General features: G+C 67.3%; 12 protein-coding genes. 1 reads left to right on the top strand and 11 read right to left on the bottom strand.

Translation table 11 applies throughout. From position 1 onward, the window contains the following. Position 1: 1 nt before the first annotated feature. Both CA951_RS04155 and CA951_RS04150 read right to left on the bottom strand, forming a co-directional pair. Positions 2-1705 (bottom strand): alpha/beta hydrolase, encoded by a 1704-nt coding sequence (locus CA951_RS04155; protein WP_087555661.1) that lies wholly within the window; start codon positions 1703-1705, stop codon positions 2-4. A gap of 2 nt (positions 1706-1707) precedes the next feature. Further along, complete coding sequence (locus CA951_RS04150) at positions 1708-3219, bottom strand: long-chain fatty acid--CoA ligase (protein WP_087555660.1); 1512 nt, start codon at positions 3217-3219, stop codon at positions 1708-1710. Positions 3220-3364: 145 nt separating this feature from the next. Here CA951_RS04150 and CA951_RS04145 point away from each other — a divergent pair, with 145 nt between their 5' ends. Beyond that, on the top strand, positions 3365-4546 hold the full coding sequence (locus CA951_RS04145) for a CdaR family transcriptional regulator (RefSeq protein WP_087555659.1): 1182 nt from the start codon (positions 3365-3367) through the stop codon (positions 4544-4546). A 209-nt stretch (positions 4547-4755) separates the two neighbouring features. Here the strand turns inward: CA951_RS04145 and CA951_RS04140 are convergent, their stop codons facing one another. From CA951_RS04140 to CA951_RS04100, 9 genes are all read right to left on the bottom strand, one after another. After that, positions 4756-6111, bottom strand: coding sequence for an NAD(P)/FAD-dependent oxidoreductase (locus CA951_RS04140; protein WP_087555658.1), 1356 nt, complete (start codon positions 6109-6111; stop codon positions 4756-4758). Between the two features lie 59 nt (positions 6112-6170). Then, positions 6171-6866, bottom strand: coding sequence for a transporter (locus CA951_RS04135; RefSeq protein WP_087555657.1), 696 nt, complete (start codon positions 6864-6866; stop codon positions 6171-6173). A gap of 48 nt (positions 6867-6914) precedes the next feature. Then, positions 6915-8213: an FAD-binding oxidoreductase gene (locus CA951_RS04130; protein ID WP_087555977.1), complete on the bottom strand. Its 1299-nt coding sequence runs from the start codon at positions 8211-8213 to the stop codon at positions 6915-6917. A gap of 5 nt (positions 8214-8218) precedes the next feature. Then, complete coding sequence (locus CA951_RS04125) at positions 8219-8593, bottom strand: hotdog domain-containing protein (RefSeq protein ID WP_087555656.1); 375 nt, start codon at positions 8591-8593, stop codon at positions 8219-8221. Next, positions 8590-10254: an NAD(P)/FAD-dependent oxidoreductase gene (locus CA951_RS04120; RefSeq protein ID WP_087555655.1), complete on the bottom strand. Its 1665-nt coding sequence runs from the start codon at positions 10252-10254 to the stop codon at positions 8590-8592. The genes CA951_RS04125 and CA951_RS04120 overlap by 4 nt, the downstream gene beginning before the upstream one ends. A gap of 107 nt (positions 10255-10361) precedes the next feature. Further along, positions 10362-11819 carry an aldehyde dehydrogenase gene (locus CA951_RS04115; RefSeq protein ID WP_087555654.1) on the bottom strand — a complete coding sequence of 486 codons (1458 nt, stop codon included), beginning with the start codon at positions 11817-11819 and terminating at the stop codon, positions 10362-10364. Positions 11820-11862: 43 nt separating this feature from the next. Next, positions 11863-12960: a Zn-dependent alcohol dehydrogenase gene (locus CA951_RS04110; protein WP_087555653.1), complete on the bottom strand. Its 1098-nt coding sequence runs from the start codon at positions 12958-12960 to the stop codon at positions 11863-11865. Between the two features lie 11 nt (positions 12961-12971). Next, on the bottom strand, positions 12972-13751 hold the full coding sequence (locus tag CA951_RS04105) for an enoyl-CoA hydratase/isomerase family protein (RefSeq protein WP_087555652.1): 780 nt from the start codon (positions 13749-13751) through the stop codon (positions 12972-12974). Positions 13752-13761: 10 nt separating this feature from the next. Then, positions 13762-15384, bottom strand: coding sequence for a class I adenylate-forming enzyme family protein (locus CA951_RS04100; RefSeq protein ID WP_256973316.1), 1623 nt, complete (start codon positions 15382-15384; stop codon positions 13762-13764). Positions 15385-15452 lie beyond the last annotated feature (68 nt).

Below are 15452 nucleotides of genomic sequence, written 5' to 3'. Positions count from 1 at the left end.
GTCAGTTCTGGTGCACGTAGGTGCCGGGCGCTGGGGCGAGGGGTGCATAGCCCGGCCCGCCGAGGGTGTGCGGGGCGTCGACTTCGGGGCCGCTGCGGTCGGCCAGCCAGCTGATGTAGTCCGGCCACCACGAGTCGGTGGCCTGCTCGGCCGTCTGCACCCAGTCTTCGGCCGTGTCCTGATCGACTTGGCCGATCCGGAACGAGGCCCTGGGGTTGCCCGGCGGGTTGACCAGTGCCGCGATGTGGCCGCTCGACGAGAGGACGAACCGATTGTCCTTGCTGCCGAGCAGCCGGGCACTGCGGTAGCAGGCCTGCCAGGGTGAGATGTGATCAGCGACACCGCCGATGACGTACGAGTCCGCGGTGACCTTCGACAGGTCGACCGGGGTTCCCAGCATGCTCACCGCCCCGGGAGTGGTCAGCGCGTTGCGTAATCCCATCAGCACCAGGTCGCGGTGCAGCGCGGCCGCCATCCGGGTGGTGTCGGCATTCCAGAACAGCACGTCGAAGGCTGCAGGCGAGCGGCCCTGCACGTAGTTGTTCACCCAGTACCGCCACACCAGGTCGGTCGGCCGCAGCCACGCGAACACCTCGGCCATCGCCCGTCCGTCGAGGTATCCCTTGGACCTCGATGCTCGGATGGCGGCCTGCGCTGCGCGCTCGCTCATTGCGGCCGAGGCGAAGCCGGCCCTGTTCTGGTCGAGCACCGTGACGGCGAGCGTGAGTCCGGCGATCCGATCACCCTCGCCGATCGCAGCGAGGTGGGCCGCGGTCATGGCGGCGAGGATGCCACCCGAGCAGGTCGCCAGTAGGTGCGCACTGTCGGTCCCGGCGATCTTCTGCACCGCATCGAGCGCCTCGATGATCGCCGCGCCGTACGTATTGACGTCCCAGTCACGATGCCGGGCTTGGGGATTGCGCCACGAGATCGCGAAGACCTGCTGGCCCTGTTGCAGGAAATACTCGATCATGCTGCGACCGGGAGCGATGTCCATGATGTAGTACTTGTTGATCACCGGCGGGATCATCAGCAGCGGAATCGAGCGCACATTCTGTGTCTGAGGTGCGTAGTGGATCAGTTCGAACGCCCGGGTCTGCAACACCACCGCCCCCTTGGTGGTGGCGACCGTCTCGCCGACGGTGAACGCGTCGGGATCCACCATCGCCGGAGTCCGGGGCTGGGACAGCATGTCGCGGGCGAAGGCTTTCAGTCCGCGCACGGCGCTGAGTCCGCCGGTGTCGATCATTGCTTTCCAGCCGAGCGGGCTGATCAAGGGGTTGTTGGTCGGCGCCAGCCCCTCGACGATGTTGTCGAGAACGAACCGCATCTTCTCCGCGTCGCGCCAATCCAACTGGGCATCGTCGAACAGCTTGTCGGCCGTCTCCGCCGCCGCCAGGTACGCCTGCATGGTTCGCTTGAGCAGGGGGTTGCCCTGCCACGCCGGATCGACGAAGCGTTTGTCACCCTTCGCGGGGGCGCGTTCGCAGGTCCCGACGGCAATCGTGCCCAGTTCGCGGGCCAGCGTGGTGCCGCGGTGAGCGAGTGTGCGCTGCCGTTTGGTGAGATTCACCGCGGAGCGGGCCCAGGCCCCGTTCGGGAGCATTCGGCCGACGAATCCTCGGGTGGAGCTGGTCAGCAGTAGGTCCAAAGGTGCGGCGAGCTCATCGGGGCTCGTGGTCGGGTTGGTGGTCGGGTTCGTCATGACTACTTGGCGCTTTCGGTGGTCGGAACGGTTACCTCGCGGCGGAGAATCTTGCCGGTCGCTCCCTTCGGGAGACTGTCGACGATCCACACACGGCGCGGGTACTTGTAGGCGGCAACGCGCTGCTTCACGAAGTCGCGCAGTTCGGCGGGATCGACGTGTGCGCCGTCCTCGAGGACGACCGCAGCGCCGATCTCCTCGCCGAGCGAGTCGTGCGGAAGACCGACGACCGCAGCCTCGACCACCACCGGATGCTCGTAGAGCACCTCCTCTATCTCCCGGGGATAGACATTGAAACCACCGCGGATGATCAGGTCCTTCTTGCGGTCGACGATGTAGAAATAGCCGTCTTCGTCGACCTTGCCGACGTCACCGGTCGAGAACCAGCCATCGACCGAGAGGGCCGACGCCGTCGCTTCCGGCAGGTTCCAGTACCCCTTCATCACGTTGTGGCCCCGGATCTGGATTTCACCGAGCTCGCCCTGCGGGACCTCGTGGCCCATCAGGTCGACGATCCGCATCTCGACACCCTCGACCGGGGTACCGATCGATCCGGGCTTGCGCTCGCGGTGCGGGTGGTTGAAGGACGCGACCGGGGAGGTCTCGGACAGCCCGTATCCCTCGAGAATCGTGGCACCGAACATCTGCTCGAAGTCGGTGAGAACCTGAACCGGCAGGGAGGCGCCGCCGGATACGCAGACGCGGAGGGACGCCGTCGCCGAAGAAGGAAATCTCCTCGCCTCACCGAGCAGCGCCGAGTACATCGTCGGCACGCCCTCGAACACCGTGACTGCGTCGCGTTCGATCACCTCGATGGCCGTGTGCGCGTCGAATCGGGGGATCAGTGTGAGCGTCGCCCCCGCCGACACCGAGGTGTTCAGCCCGCAGGTCAAACCGAAGACGTGAAAGAGCGGCAGGCACCCCATCACCACGTCGTCGGGCCCCACTTCGATCAGGGTGTTCGCGGCGACGTCCTTGTTGCGGTCGAGGCCGCCGTGGGTGAGCTCGGCCCCCTTCGGCCTTCCGGTCGTCCCCGACGTGTGCAGGATGACGGCGGTGTCTGTGACGGCGCGGTCGACCGGACTCGCTTGTTCGGGCAGATCCGCCGTCAGCCTCACCAGATCGGCATCGTCGACCAGCCAGCATTTCGCTCCGGCTGCCGCGGCGGCCGCGGTGGCCTCAGCGGCGAAGGTCGGTGTCGCGAAAAGAGCTTTCGCACCCGTGTTGGAAAGATAGAACGCGATCTCGCGGGACTTGAACAACGGGTTCATGGGCACCGCGATGGCACCGCTGCGCAGGATGCCGTAGAAGGCCAGCGCGAACGCCGGCGTATTGGGCAGCATCAGCCCGACCCGATCGCCGACCGCGATTTCTTCGCGGGCGAGGAAGGTGGCGACTCGCGCGGCCGCCTCGTCGAACTCGGTGAACGTGAACTCCTGATCGTTGCATCGGAGCGCCACCTTATCCGGGTATTTTCGCGCTGAGGCAACAAGATTCAGACTCAGATTGGACAAGAGGACCTCCGGTGGCTGTTGGCGTTTTGCCGGTGATTCAAGAGTGACTCCCGGCTCCGCCTGAGTCGATGGCCCCGGGAACAACGTCAACGGGCCGCCGGTGTGTGCGCTCACAACGGGCGTCGATTCGGCCTATCGTGTCGGTATGGAGGGACGACCGGATCCACCCCTCGTCGAAGTCGCCGACGCGATGCTGGCCCGTGCCGACGAGCTCGGTGCCGCGATGGCCGCGGTCATCCGTCGCGACATCGACTACTACCGGTCGAACACCCTCGTGAGCACCGACGATATCCAGCGCAGCTGCAGCGCGAACATGACCTTCGTCTTTCATGCGCTGGCCGGAGACACCGATATGGACACCTCCGCAGCGGAAGCGACCGGGGCCGCCCGGGCGCTGGCCGGCGTCCCGTTGCCGGCGGTGATGGCGGCGTACCGGGTCGGCTTCCGCTTCATGTGGGAGAAGATGGTCACCGACGCGAGAAGTAGCGGGGTGCCGCCCGAGGCGATCCTGAACGCCACCTCGCAGATCCTCATCGCCCAGGACATGTTCACCCAGGCGATGACCGACGCGTACCGGCACCAGCAGACGATTCAGGTTCTCAACCACGAGGAGGAACGTTCGGCGCTCGTGGAAGCGTTGTTGTTCCACCGCATCATCGACATACAGAGTCTGTGGGAGGCAGCCGACCTCCTGCGGTTACCGACATCTGGACCGTATGTCGTTGTGGCAGCACAGGTTCCCGCCATCGGCAAACTCGGCCTCCCGGAAATCGCAAGCAAGCTCGACGTCCGCGACATCCGCTCGGCATGGCGACTGCTACCCGACCTCCAGGTCGGCATCGTCTTCCTCCGCCGCCCCGACATCCTCCACGAGCTGATCGACGTCCTCGACACCGTTGCCACCTCGCGCGTCGGCATCAGCCCCCAATTCGACGACCTCAGCGAGACCAGCGAAGCACTCCGACTCGCCCGGATAGCCACCGGCGAGAGACCGTCCGGCGACTCCTTGGTCTCGGTCTTCGACGGGTCTGCCCTCGCGTTCGCCGCCGTCAGCGCACCCGAGGCCATGAAACGGATCGGGAAGTCCGTGCTCGGACCGATCGACGACCTGCCACCCGAGGAGCGCAAAATTCTGGTGGACACCTTCGCGGCGTGGCTCGAGACCGGTGGGTCGGCGAACGAGACCGCTGCGAAGATCTACTGCCATCCGAACACCGTGCGGCATCGCCTCCACCGCATCGAGGAGTGGACCGGTAAATCGCTGTCGCGGCCAAGAGATGTCGCCGAACTCTGCCTGGCATTCGAGATCGACCGGCTACTGCCCTGAAGGCGCTGCCAACTTGGCTGGTGGCCCGGTGCAGGGCATGGATCGCGGGTGTGGGCGCGCGGATTCCGCACGCCCACATCAGTTGACGGCGGTGTCGTATGTCCAGAGGAGACGGATCGTCAGGCGGGCCCCGCCGGCATGCACCCGCGGGGCCCGGTTGCGGGTCCAAACGCTGAACCGAGCCCTCCCTGACGATGCCGCGCGCGTGCCTATCGCTGCCGGCTCAGGCTCGCCAGTACGGCCTTCGCCGCGCGCTCGCCCGACGTGGCTGCGTCGGCGAGTGACGGCATGTCGAGCTGGTAGTCGCCGGCGAGGTGGATGGTTCCGAGCGGATCACGCAACGTCGGAAGCGAGTTCCTCCGCCCGGGCGCCCAGAAGGGCACGACCCGACGGTGCTTCCGCACGATGCCCTCGCCCAGCTTCCCGTCCAGCTCGGGAAACACTGCGAGCAGGTCCTTCTCGAATCGCGACACGATCTCTTCGTCGGACAGGTCGAACAGCGCGTCGGCCTGAGCGCCGCCTGCGAAACAGGCCAGTGCTCCGCCCGGCTTGCGATCGTCGCCGTTCCGCATCGCCGCGGCGTGGTTGAACATCGCCTGGAACGACAATTGCGGCGTCGAGACACCGAGATAGTCGTCCCAGCGCTGCGGCCCGGCTTCGTCGGTGAAGAATCCGACGATCACGTACCGGCCGTAGGTGATGTCGTTGAATGCGTTCCGGTGCTGCTGCGGGAGGTCCGGGATGATCCGCTCGGTGATATCGGCGGGTGCGGTCACGATCGCGCGTTTCGCCCGCAGCCGCACCGGCCGGTCACCGTCGAGGTAGTCGACGACGACGCCGTCGCCGTCCTGCCGCACCGATTGCACCGCCGAGTTCAGCCGGATCCGGTCACCCAGATCGTCCGCCAGCACGTCGGTCAACGTCTGGTTGCCACCCACCGGCAGCGAGAAGTTCGGGATCTTCTCCGGGTCGGCCAACGCGAGGCCGACCGAGGTGACGAACTGGGTGGCGGCCGTCTCCTCCACCTCGCATCCCATCCACTGCGCGGACCACGACCGGACGACGGCGGCGGCCAGTTCCGACCGGACACCCTTCAGGAGGTACGACGCCAGCTTGGTGTCGAGTTTGGCGCGAACCCGTTGCGCGAGGCGGCTCTGCGACTCCAGGAACGGCATGACCGAGAGGATGCGTGCACCGACGATGGCCATGCCGATGCGGTCCATCATGGTCATCCGCGTGCGGAACATGAGCGCGACGGGATTCGAGGTGTCGACCACCCCACCGTTCAGGTACAGCGCGACGCTCTTGCCTGCGAGCGAACCCATCTCGATGCCGTGCCGGTCGAGGGCATCGATGAGTGTGCCTGTGCCCTCGGTGAACTGAGTGCCGACGTTGACCCAGTAGTCGCCCTGCCGGACGGTCTCGACTCGTCCGCCCACGCGATCGGTGGATTCGAGCACAACCACGTCGGCCTTCGGCGACAGCGTGGTCGCCGCCGTCAAACCCGCCATTCCGGCGCCGACGACGACCACCTCGGTGGTCTCTTCCTGGACGTGCGTTGTCATTTCGGTTCCTGACTCTGGAGAACGATGGGCTTCGGTGCTGCGGTGGGTCACGGCGCGGCTCAAGCCGTGACCGAAGCGCCGCCGCTGACCGCCTGGGCGTCGACGCGCTTGTTGTGAGCGTCGAACGCCCGGTACGCGCGGAAGTACGCGAACATCTGCAGGCCCCACGTGGACAGCGCGAAGATGTAAAAGATCGTGTGCTCCGCGTCGTCGCCCGGGATGTGGACGAAGTCGTAGGTCGAGGCGATGACGAATCCGCAGGCGGTGGCGACGCCGGCCCACACAGCGTGCCCGCGCTCGCCGATACCCCACAGGCGCGTGACGAAGTAGATGAGGAAGATCGTGGTGAGCACGTTGACCACGATGTAGAAGATCTTGCCGGGAACGCCGATCTGCTCGGCGAACTGGCTGAGGAGGAATCCCACCACGGCCGCGAGGGCGAACGCGCCGATGTCCACCGCCACGGACGGCTTGTACCGGTGAGTGACCTTCATCAGTCCGAGGACCAGGATCAGCGTGATCCCGACGGACCGGGAGAAGGCATCCAGGAAGTAGGCGAACGTGTACATCGGGCTGTCGTGACCGGCCTTGATGAGACCGTAGATCAGGAAGTTCGAACCCGACGTCGCGACGATCATCCACTCGATGCCGAGCAGGTAGTTCTTGTAGTTCCGGATGAACTTGATCCCGTAGGTGAATCCGACGGCGATCATCCAGATGTCCGCGACCGCAAAGAGCAGTTCTCGGATGGACATGATTTTCTCCTTGGATGTGACATCAGCCGTCCGGACGGGCGGCGATGGCTATTTCGTGAGGGCAGCCAGGCGGTCGGAGGCGCGGTCGGCGAGCCAGCCCGCATGCAGCACAGGGCCACTGACGAGACTGGGCCGGAAGCGCTTGCGGCCGCGCCAGATCGCCGCAAGGTCGTCGTGCAGCGGCGCGTCGCAGATGCGGTCCGCGAGCAGGTGGCCCACGTACTGCGCCTGGGCGAAGCCGTGGCCGTTGCAGGCGAGCGAGTAGAGCACGTTGTCGGAGGCCTCGCCGGCGACGGGGAGCCATGTGGAGCTCATGCCTATCCAGCCGCCCCAGGCCTTCTGCGGCTCGATGTCACGCAGACCGGGAAAGCGGTCGTGGAATCCGCGGACGAGGTCGTCGGCGACGTTGCGGGCGGGGGTGCGGTCGGGCAGTGGGTTGCGGCCGGTCTGTACGCGGCGGGTCCCGAACACGATGGTGCCCCGTGGGGTGACGCGATAGCTCTCGAGGATCATGTGCAACGTGACCATCGGGGCGCGGCTGGTCCAGCCGATCTCGTCGAGCCGCTCGGGTGCGACGGGTTCGGTCTCGACCAGGGAGGTCCACACCGGGGTGGCGAGGTTCTTCGGCGCGATCGACAGGCCCGCGCTGTAGGCGTTGGTGGTCAGCAGCGCCTTGCGGGCCCGGACACGTCCCTCCGGGGTGTCGACGGTGACGCCGCCGCCGGTGTCCGTGACGTCGTGGGCGGGGGTGTGCTCGTAGACGCGCACGTCGGACGCGATCGTCGCGGCCCGCAGGCCGAGGACGAACTCACCCGGGTTGAGGGTGCCGCCGACGCCCTCGCGCATTCCGCCGAGGAAGCCTTGCGGCAGCCCCGCCTCGGGGCCCTCGATGAATTCGGCCGAAGATCCGGCGTCGGCCAGGACCTTCGCGTTGCGGCGCGCGTGCCGCAACTGGCCCTTGGACACGGCGGCCATCACGATGCCCTCCGACTGGTAGCCGCAGTCGATTCCGTGGCGACTGATGGCGCCCTCGGCGAAATGCACCGCGTTCTCGGCGTACCGGTACAGGTTGCGTAACCGCTCGGGTTTGAGCAACAGCCCGAGCAACTCCGGATCGGCGGCGATCGAATTCGTGATGTATCCGGCGTTGCGGGAGCTGGCGCCCCAGCCGAGGGTCTTCGCCTCGAGAAGCACCACGTCGACACCCTTGTCGGCGAGGCGGAGTGCGGCCGACATGCCGCCCCCGCCGCCACCGATCACGACCACGTCGCAGTCGATGTCACCGGTCAGGGGCTGTTCGACAGTGGTAGGCGTTGCGGCCCAGCCGGTCTCGTGAATCAGTCTCATCGTCACTACTCCGTCGCGTCTGCAGGGATGACCGCGGTGCCGCGAGCGCGCACCGCGACCAATGGATGCTCCAGGACCTGCGATCGGCCCGTGTCGCCGGAGGCTCGGCAGATCACACGGAGCTCGAAATCGACGGTGCGGCTGCGATTGCCCTTTTTCACGAGCTTGGCCTCGGCCTCGACGACATCACCGCCGCGGACTGCGGCGAGGAACTCGACGGACGAGTAGCCGGCGAACAGGCCCTCGTGGCCGTCCAGCTCGATCGACAGGTTCGTGCCGACGTCGCCGAAGAGTTTCAGGGCGTAGGCGCCGTCGACGAGATTGCCCGCGTAGTGCGCGTCTGAGAAGGCGACGTATCGCCGGTGGACTGCAGTACTCACGAGATCTCCCGGTGGATGGGGCCGAGCTGACGGGACACTGTTTCGCCGTCGATCTCGACGCCGGGGTAGCCGCGCTTGGCGATCTCGGTGCACATCCGGCGGTACTTGCCGACACCGCCCAGGTAGCCCATGAACGTGTTGGGCTTGCCCTCGACGTTGGAGCCGCGGTACCAGGAATCGGTGGTGGCGTACAGGGTGGCGGCGACGGTCTCCTCGGTGATGTCGACCCAGTCGTTCTGGCCCTCGACGGTGGCCTCCACCAGCGTCGCGCCGGCGTCGAGGGCGTGCTCGATGAGGTCTGCGATCCAGTCCACACTCTGCTCGATGGACATCACCACGTTGCTCGCGAGCGCGGGGCTCTGCGGGCCCGCCACCATGAAGAAGTTGGGGAAGTCCGCGGTCATGATCCCGAGGTAGGTGCGGACACCGTCGCGCCAGGCCTCCTGCAGCTTCGTGCCGGACGCGCCGGTGAGATTGAGCCCGTAGAGCGGGCCGGTGAAGGCGTCGAACCCGATGGCGAGCACGACGGCATCCGCCTCGTACGTGCCCTTCGATGTGACGATCGCGTTCGCGGTCATCGTCTCGAGCGGCTCGTCGCGCAGCGACACCAACGACACGTTGGGCCGGTTGAAGGTCTCGTAGTAGTCCGTTCCGAAGCAGCTGCGCTTGGCGCCCAGCGGGTGGTATTTAGGCACCAGCAACTCGGCGGTGGCCGGATCCTTCACGATCTCGCGAATCTTGTCGTGGATGAATTCCGAAGCGGTCCGGTTGGCCTCGATGTCGGTGAGCAGGTCCGTGAACTCGGCGCCGACACCATTGAAACCACTGAGTTCGTAGGCCGCCTCGTAGCGCCGCTGACGCTCCTCGGCCGATACGTCGAAGGCCTTGTCGGCCACGGGGCGCTCGGGGATCCCGCCGAGCGAGTGCCGGCATTCCTCGCGGATCGCCTGGTAGTCGACCTTGACGGATTCGACCTGCTCCGTGGAGAGTTCGGTGTTGCGGGCAGGCATCACGTAGTTCGGTGTGCGCTGGAACACCGTGACGTGCTCCGCGACCTCCGCAATCAGTGGGATGGCCTGCACGCCCGACGATCCGGTGCCGATCACGGCGACGCGCTTGCCTGCGAGGTCGTCGAGCGAGATGTTCCACCGGCTGGTGGACACCTGCAGTCCGGCGAAGTTCTCGAGGCCCGGCACGTCGAAGTCCTTGGGGGTGGACAGGCCGCCTGCACCCGAGATCAGGTAGCGGCTGCGGCGCGTCTCGCCGTCGTCCAGCCGCACCTCCCACAGCCGGTCGGCCGCGTTCCACGTCGCGCCGACCACGCGGGTATCGAACGTGAAGTGCTTGCGCAGGTCGAAGCGGTCGGCGACGTGTTCGATGTAGCTGAGGATTTCGGCCTGCGGCGCGAATCGCTGGCTCCACGTCCATTCCTGCTGGAGCGCCTCGTCGAACGAGTAGGAGTAGTAGATGCTTTCGACGTCGCAGCGGGCGCCGGGATAGGTGTTCCAGAACCAGGTGCCGCCGACGCTGGGGCCGGCCTCGAAGCCCGCGAAGGTCCACCCGGCGTTCGTGAGCCGGTGCGAGAGGTAGAGGCCGGTGAAGCCGGCACCGACGCCGATGACATCGACAATCCCGCTGGCTGAGGTGGAGGTGGAGTTCATGCTGTCGCTTTCGTTGTTTTGGTCAAACGACTGGATCAAGTGACTTAGTTGAGTAGACCAGTGGTATCGGTCACAGTCAAGGGGTGACGCGAAAGTAGTCGCGATCGCTACAGGGGAGGGTCGGGAGAATCGACGCCGACCACGCGATCGCCGCAGAACACCCGGACGGACTCACCGGGGGCATGGCCGCCGATTCCGGAGGCCCCCCAGAAGCTCTGTGCCGAACCGTCGGCGAGATCGGCGACCTTGGCACCGTTCACCCGCACCTCGCCCGAAAGCACCCGGGATCCGACGTCGATGGCGCGGTCCAGGTCGCCACCGAACACGTACGCGTCGAGACCCGACGGGTTCGCGTTGGCGACGCGCAAGGCGTCCTCGTCGGACTCCACGGCGTGCAGGCTGACGAGCGGCCCGAACAGTTCGGCAGTTGCGACCGACGCGTCGACTCCCGAAGCGACGGTGGGGGAAAGGAAGAACCCGTCGAGCGCGGGGAGCTGCGCGGGCTGATGGATCGTCCCGCCGTGGGCCCGCAGCGCCTCGATCCGACTCTGCAGCGTGGCGAAGTGCGGGGCGTTCGAGATCGGACCCAGCTGTGTGTTCTCGTCGAGCGAGTGCCCGATGTCGATGCGGGAGATGCGATCGAGCAGCGCCTCCAGGAGCGGCGCGACGAGACTCTTGTGCGCCAGCACCTTTCCGGGGCCTTCACACCACTGACCGTTGAGCTTGGTCATCCCGTCGAGGATCCCGTCGGCGGCCACGTCGATGTCGGCGTCGTCCAGCACGAGGGCCGGGTTGTTGCCGCCGAGCTCGAGCTGGAGCACCTTGAAGTCCTCCGCGGCCGCACGAGCGATCGCGCGGCCGGCGTTCGGGCCGCCGGTGAAGGAGACGATCTTCACGCGGTGATCGCCGGTGATCGCCGCGCCCACATCGCCCGCGCCGTGGACGAGCTGCAGCGCACCGTCGGGCAGCCCGGCCTTGACGAAGCATTCGACGATGATCTGGGCGCTGCTCGGCGCATGCTCGGACGGTTTGAGGATGACCGGGCAACCGGCGGCGAGGGCGCTCACCATCTTCGCGGCGGGGATGAAACTCGGGCCGTTCCACGGGGTGAGGATCGCGGCGGGGCCCCACGGGACCTTGTACAGCCGCACGTCGCGGCCACCGGCCTCCAGCGCCGTGCGACGCGGGACGGCGCGCAGATCCGCCGCCGACGAGCGGAGCCGGTACGGGAGGAACTGCGCGACCATCCGAGCCTTCGCGATCGGGACGCCGCTGGTGAGGGCATCGGTGCGAGCGATGTCCTCGATCCGGGCCTCGACGATGTCGGCCGCACGCTCGATGACCGCCGCGCGTTCCTCGCTCGCCGCGTCGTCCCAGCGTTCGAAGCCGTACGACCGCTCGGCGTGCCGCAGTGCGCGCTCCACGTCGTCCGGGCCGGTGGTGACGGCGCGGTGGACCGGTTGGCCCGTGTTGGGGTCGAGATTCCACGCGTCCGGGATCGTCCGGCACTCGGACCACTCGTCGGCGATGTAGTTGATCGGCTGGGGCAGTTGAGGGTTCGACATCCGAGCCTTCCTTCGGTGCGTAGGTATGAATGGGTCGGTGTGATCACACGGTGAGGTCGGCGACGATGCGGGTCACCTCGCCCGACTTCATCGCCTCGAAGCCCTTGTCGATCTCGCGGAACGGGATCACGTCGCTGACCATCTCGTCGAGCAGCAGGCTGCCCTGCAGGTACAAGCGCGCGAACTGGGTGATGTCCTCGTGTGCCTGGCCCGAGCCCATGTACGAGCCGATGAGGCGCTTCTCGCCGAAGAAGAAATCCGACGCGGGAACGGTGAGATCGGTGCCGTCCGGTGCGATACCCACCAGGCAGGCGGTACCCCTGGCACGCAGCACCGACAGCGCGGTGGCCGCGGTACGCGCGGAACCGACGGCCTCGAACGAGTAGTCCACCCCGTCGCCGAGCACGTTCCGGATCTCGGTGGGGACGTCGGCCGCGCCGTTCACGACGTGCGTGGCACCGTACTTGCGGGCCGCAGCGAGCCGGGCATCGTCGAGATCCACGGCGACGATCGCCGAGGCACCGGCGAGCCGCGCCCCCTGGATGATGGCCGACCCGACACCGCCGCAGCCGATCACGGCCACGGTGGCGCCGGGGCGTACCTGCGCGCCACGGAAGACGGCACCGACGCCGGTGATGATGCAGCACGAGAGGAGGCACCCGACGTGCAACCCCACCTCGTCGGGCACCTTCACCAGCGAGTTCTCCCGCATCAAGGTGTGGCGGGAGAACGCGCCGATGTCGCCGAGCCGCTCGACGACCCGGCCTCCCGGCAACTGGAAAGCGGGGCGGGGCCGTTGCCGGATCTGCGAGGCGCGCTGGCACTGCGTCGAGTGCCCGGCCTGGCAGTTGCGGCACAACCCGCACGAGGGCGTGAGAGCGCCGACGACGCGGTCGCCCGGACGCAACGAGGTCACCGCGGAGCCGACCGCCTCGACGATGCCCGCCACCTCGTGCCCGACCACCACCGGCAGGTCGGTGTGCACGGTACCGGTCATGTAGTGCAGGTCGCTGTGGCACAGGCCGACATTGGAGACCGCGACGCGGACCTCGTTGGGCTCAGGGTCGTCGACCTGGATCTCGATGAATTCCAGCGGCTCGTTCACCGCTGTGAGAAGTGCTGCTTCGGTGGTGATCACCATTGTCTCCGATCTCAATTGCTCGTCGTGGGCGCCGTCGGCGCCGCGTTCTTCGATGCCCAGAAGCCCTCGATGCCCTCGGTGAAGGCGCCGGATTCCCACGACTGGCGGGCGGCGTCGTCTTCGCGGGCGAACGCGGCCTCGACGTCTTCGGGTCGCGGCCGCAGCAGACCCAGGTGCAGTGCAGTGGTACGGGGATCGGAGTTCCACTGCCGGATCACCTCGACCGCGCGGTCCACCAGTGTCTGCGGGGCGACGATCTCGTCGAGCAGCCCGATTCGCAGGGCCTCGTCCGCGCCGATCCGGTTGGAGCCGAGAATGATTCGCATCGCGTGGTTCCGGACGAGGCGGCCCATGAGGAAGCTCGAGGCGTTCGAGATGATGATCCCGCGGTGGTTCTCCGGCTGGTAGTACTCGGTGGCGGGGGTGCCGATCCGCGAGTCGCAGCACAGCGTGATCTCCGACGCGCCGCCGACCGCGATCCCGTTCACGGCCGCGATCACGGGGACCTTCGTCTCGAGGATCGCCCGGGTGATGTCGTGGAACGTCGCGAAGGCCTCGTGAATCTCGTCGTAGCTGGTCGGCACCGACTGCAGGTCCTCACCGGCGGAGAAGGCCCGCCCGGCGCCTGTGAGCACGATTCCGCGGACGACGTCCCCCGTCCCGAACCGGCGGATCGTCTGCGCGAGCCTCACCCGCGTGGCCACGTCCATCACGTTCAGCTTCGCCGGACGGTTCAGCGTGAGCACGGCGACGTCGCGGTCGATGTGCACATCCAGGTAGTTGTCGGTCATTTCTGGCTCCTCAGTTGCGGCCGCCGGCGGTGCGCGGCGACCGCAGGTCGTAGGTGATGCCCGGATGTTCGGCGGAGCGCGCCTTCAGCGCCGGCTTCGCCACCCGCTCGGACGGGGTGCGCGGGAAATCGGCGACGAATTCGACGTAGCGCGGAATCTTGAAGCGAGCCAGCTGGGTTCGCGTGCTGTCGACGATCCGCTCTGCGGCCCCGCGGCTCTCCTCGACGCCGGGGGCCAGCTGCACGAAGGCCTTGACCTCCTCGCCGAACAGCTCGTCCGGGACGCCGACCACCGCTGCCGCGACGACGGTGTCGTCGCGCTCCAGGACGCGTTCGACCTCGGCGCTCGCGATGTTCTCGCCGCCGCGGCGCACCATGTCCTTGATCCGGCCCACCAGGCGGTAGCTGTCCGCCTCGCGGACCGCGACATCGCCGGTGTGGAGCCAGCCGTCGCGCAGGACCTGCGCGGTGTCTTCGGGCCGGTTCCAGTAGCCGAGCATCATCGGTCTGCCCGACGTGATCAGCTCGCCGGATTCTCCCGCGGCAACCTCGGCGCCCTGCGGATCGACCACCCGGACCTGCTTCGTGGGAACCGGCTGCCCCAGCCGGCCGCTGCCGACGTCGGCCGTGCGCTCGGGGAGGCTGACCAGGTCGACGCCGCTTTCGGTCATCCCGAAGATTTCCCGCCACGGCGCGCCCCAACGGTCTTCGAGCCCAGCGTGCAGCGCGACGGGGATTGCCGAGCACAGGACGAGGCGTAGGTCGTTGTCCCGGTCCTGCGGACTCGGCGCCTGTTTGAACAGCAGCGTGGGCATCGAGCCGAGCACGTAGCAGAAGGTGGCCCGGTGCCTGCGGACGTCCGCCATGAAACCCGAGGCCGAGAACCGGGGCAGGACCACCAGCGGCGCGCCGATCGTGAGGCACAGCGAGGTGTTCCACTGCGGGTCCATGTACGAGAACGGCTGCGAGGTCAGTGCCACGTCGTCGGCCCCCAGGCCCGCCGCGCTCGCACAGACCCACCCCAGGCGGACCCAATAGTCGTGAGTCAGCATGCACGCCTTCGGGAATCCGGTGGTCCCCGAGGTGTACTGGAGGTTTGCGAGCGTCTCGCCGGAGATGGCGACCCGCGGCCTCTCCGCCGGATACTGCGCGAGTTCTTCGCACGAGGCGGCTTCGACGATCCGGACATCGCCCAGATCGCCGTTCGCGGCGCGCACCTCGTCGACGAGCGGGGTGTGACCGGCGTCGGTGAACATCACCCGGGCGCCGGAATCCCGCAGCACGAATTCGAGGTCTGCGCGCTGGTACGACGAATTGATCGGCACCGCGACGCCGCCGGCCTTGAGGATCGCGAGCCAGGCGATCGGCCACTGCACCACGTTGGGCAGCATGATCGCGACCCGGTCGCCTTCGCGGACCCCGTCATCGGAGACGAGTCGCTGCGCCAGGCGTGACGCCCAGTCGTCGATCTCGCCGAAGGTCCACGACCCGTCCTCGAACCGGAGGAACTCGCGGTCGGGATACCGGAGGGCCTGGATCGCCAGCAGGCCGACGAGGGTGTCGATCGGCGGGTCCACAGCCAGGCGCTCGAGCGCGATCGCGCGTTCCCGGTGAACTGATTCGACTCCGGTCATGGTCATCCTCTACGTCGGGTGCAGTGCGGCGTTGAAGCGGGTGCAGCTCGCGACTCTCGTCGTGACGG

The organism is Rhodococcus sp. NCIMB 12038 (genome assembly GCF_002165735.1).
In the GTDB taxonomy this organism is placed as follows: Bacteria; Actinomycetota; Actinomycetes; order Mycobacteriales; family Mycobacteriaceae; genus Rhodococcus_F.
This window is presented reverse-complemented; position numbering and strand designations above follow the sequence as displayed.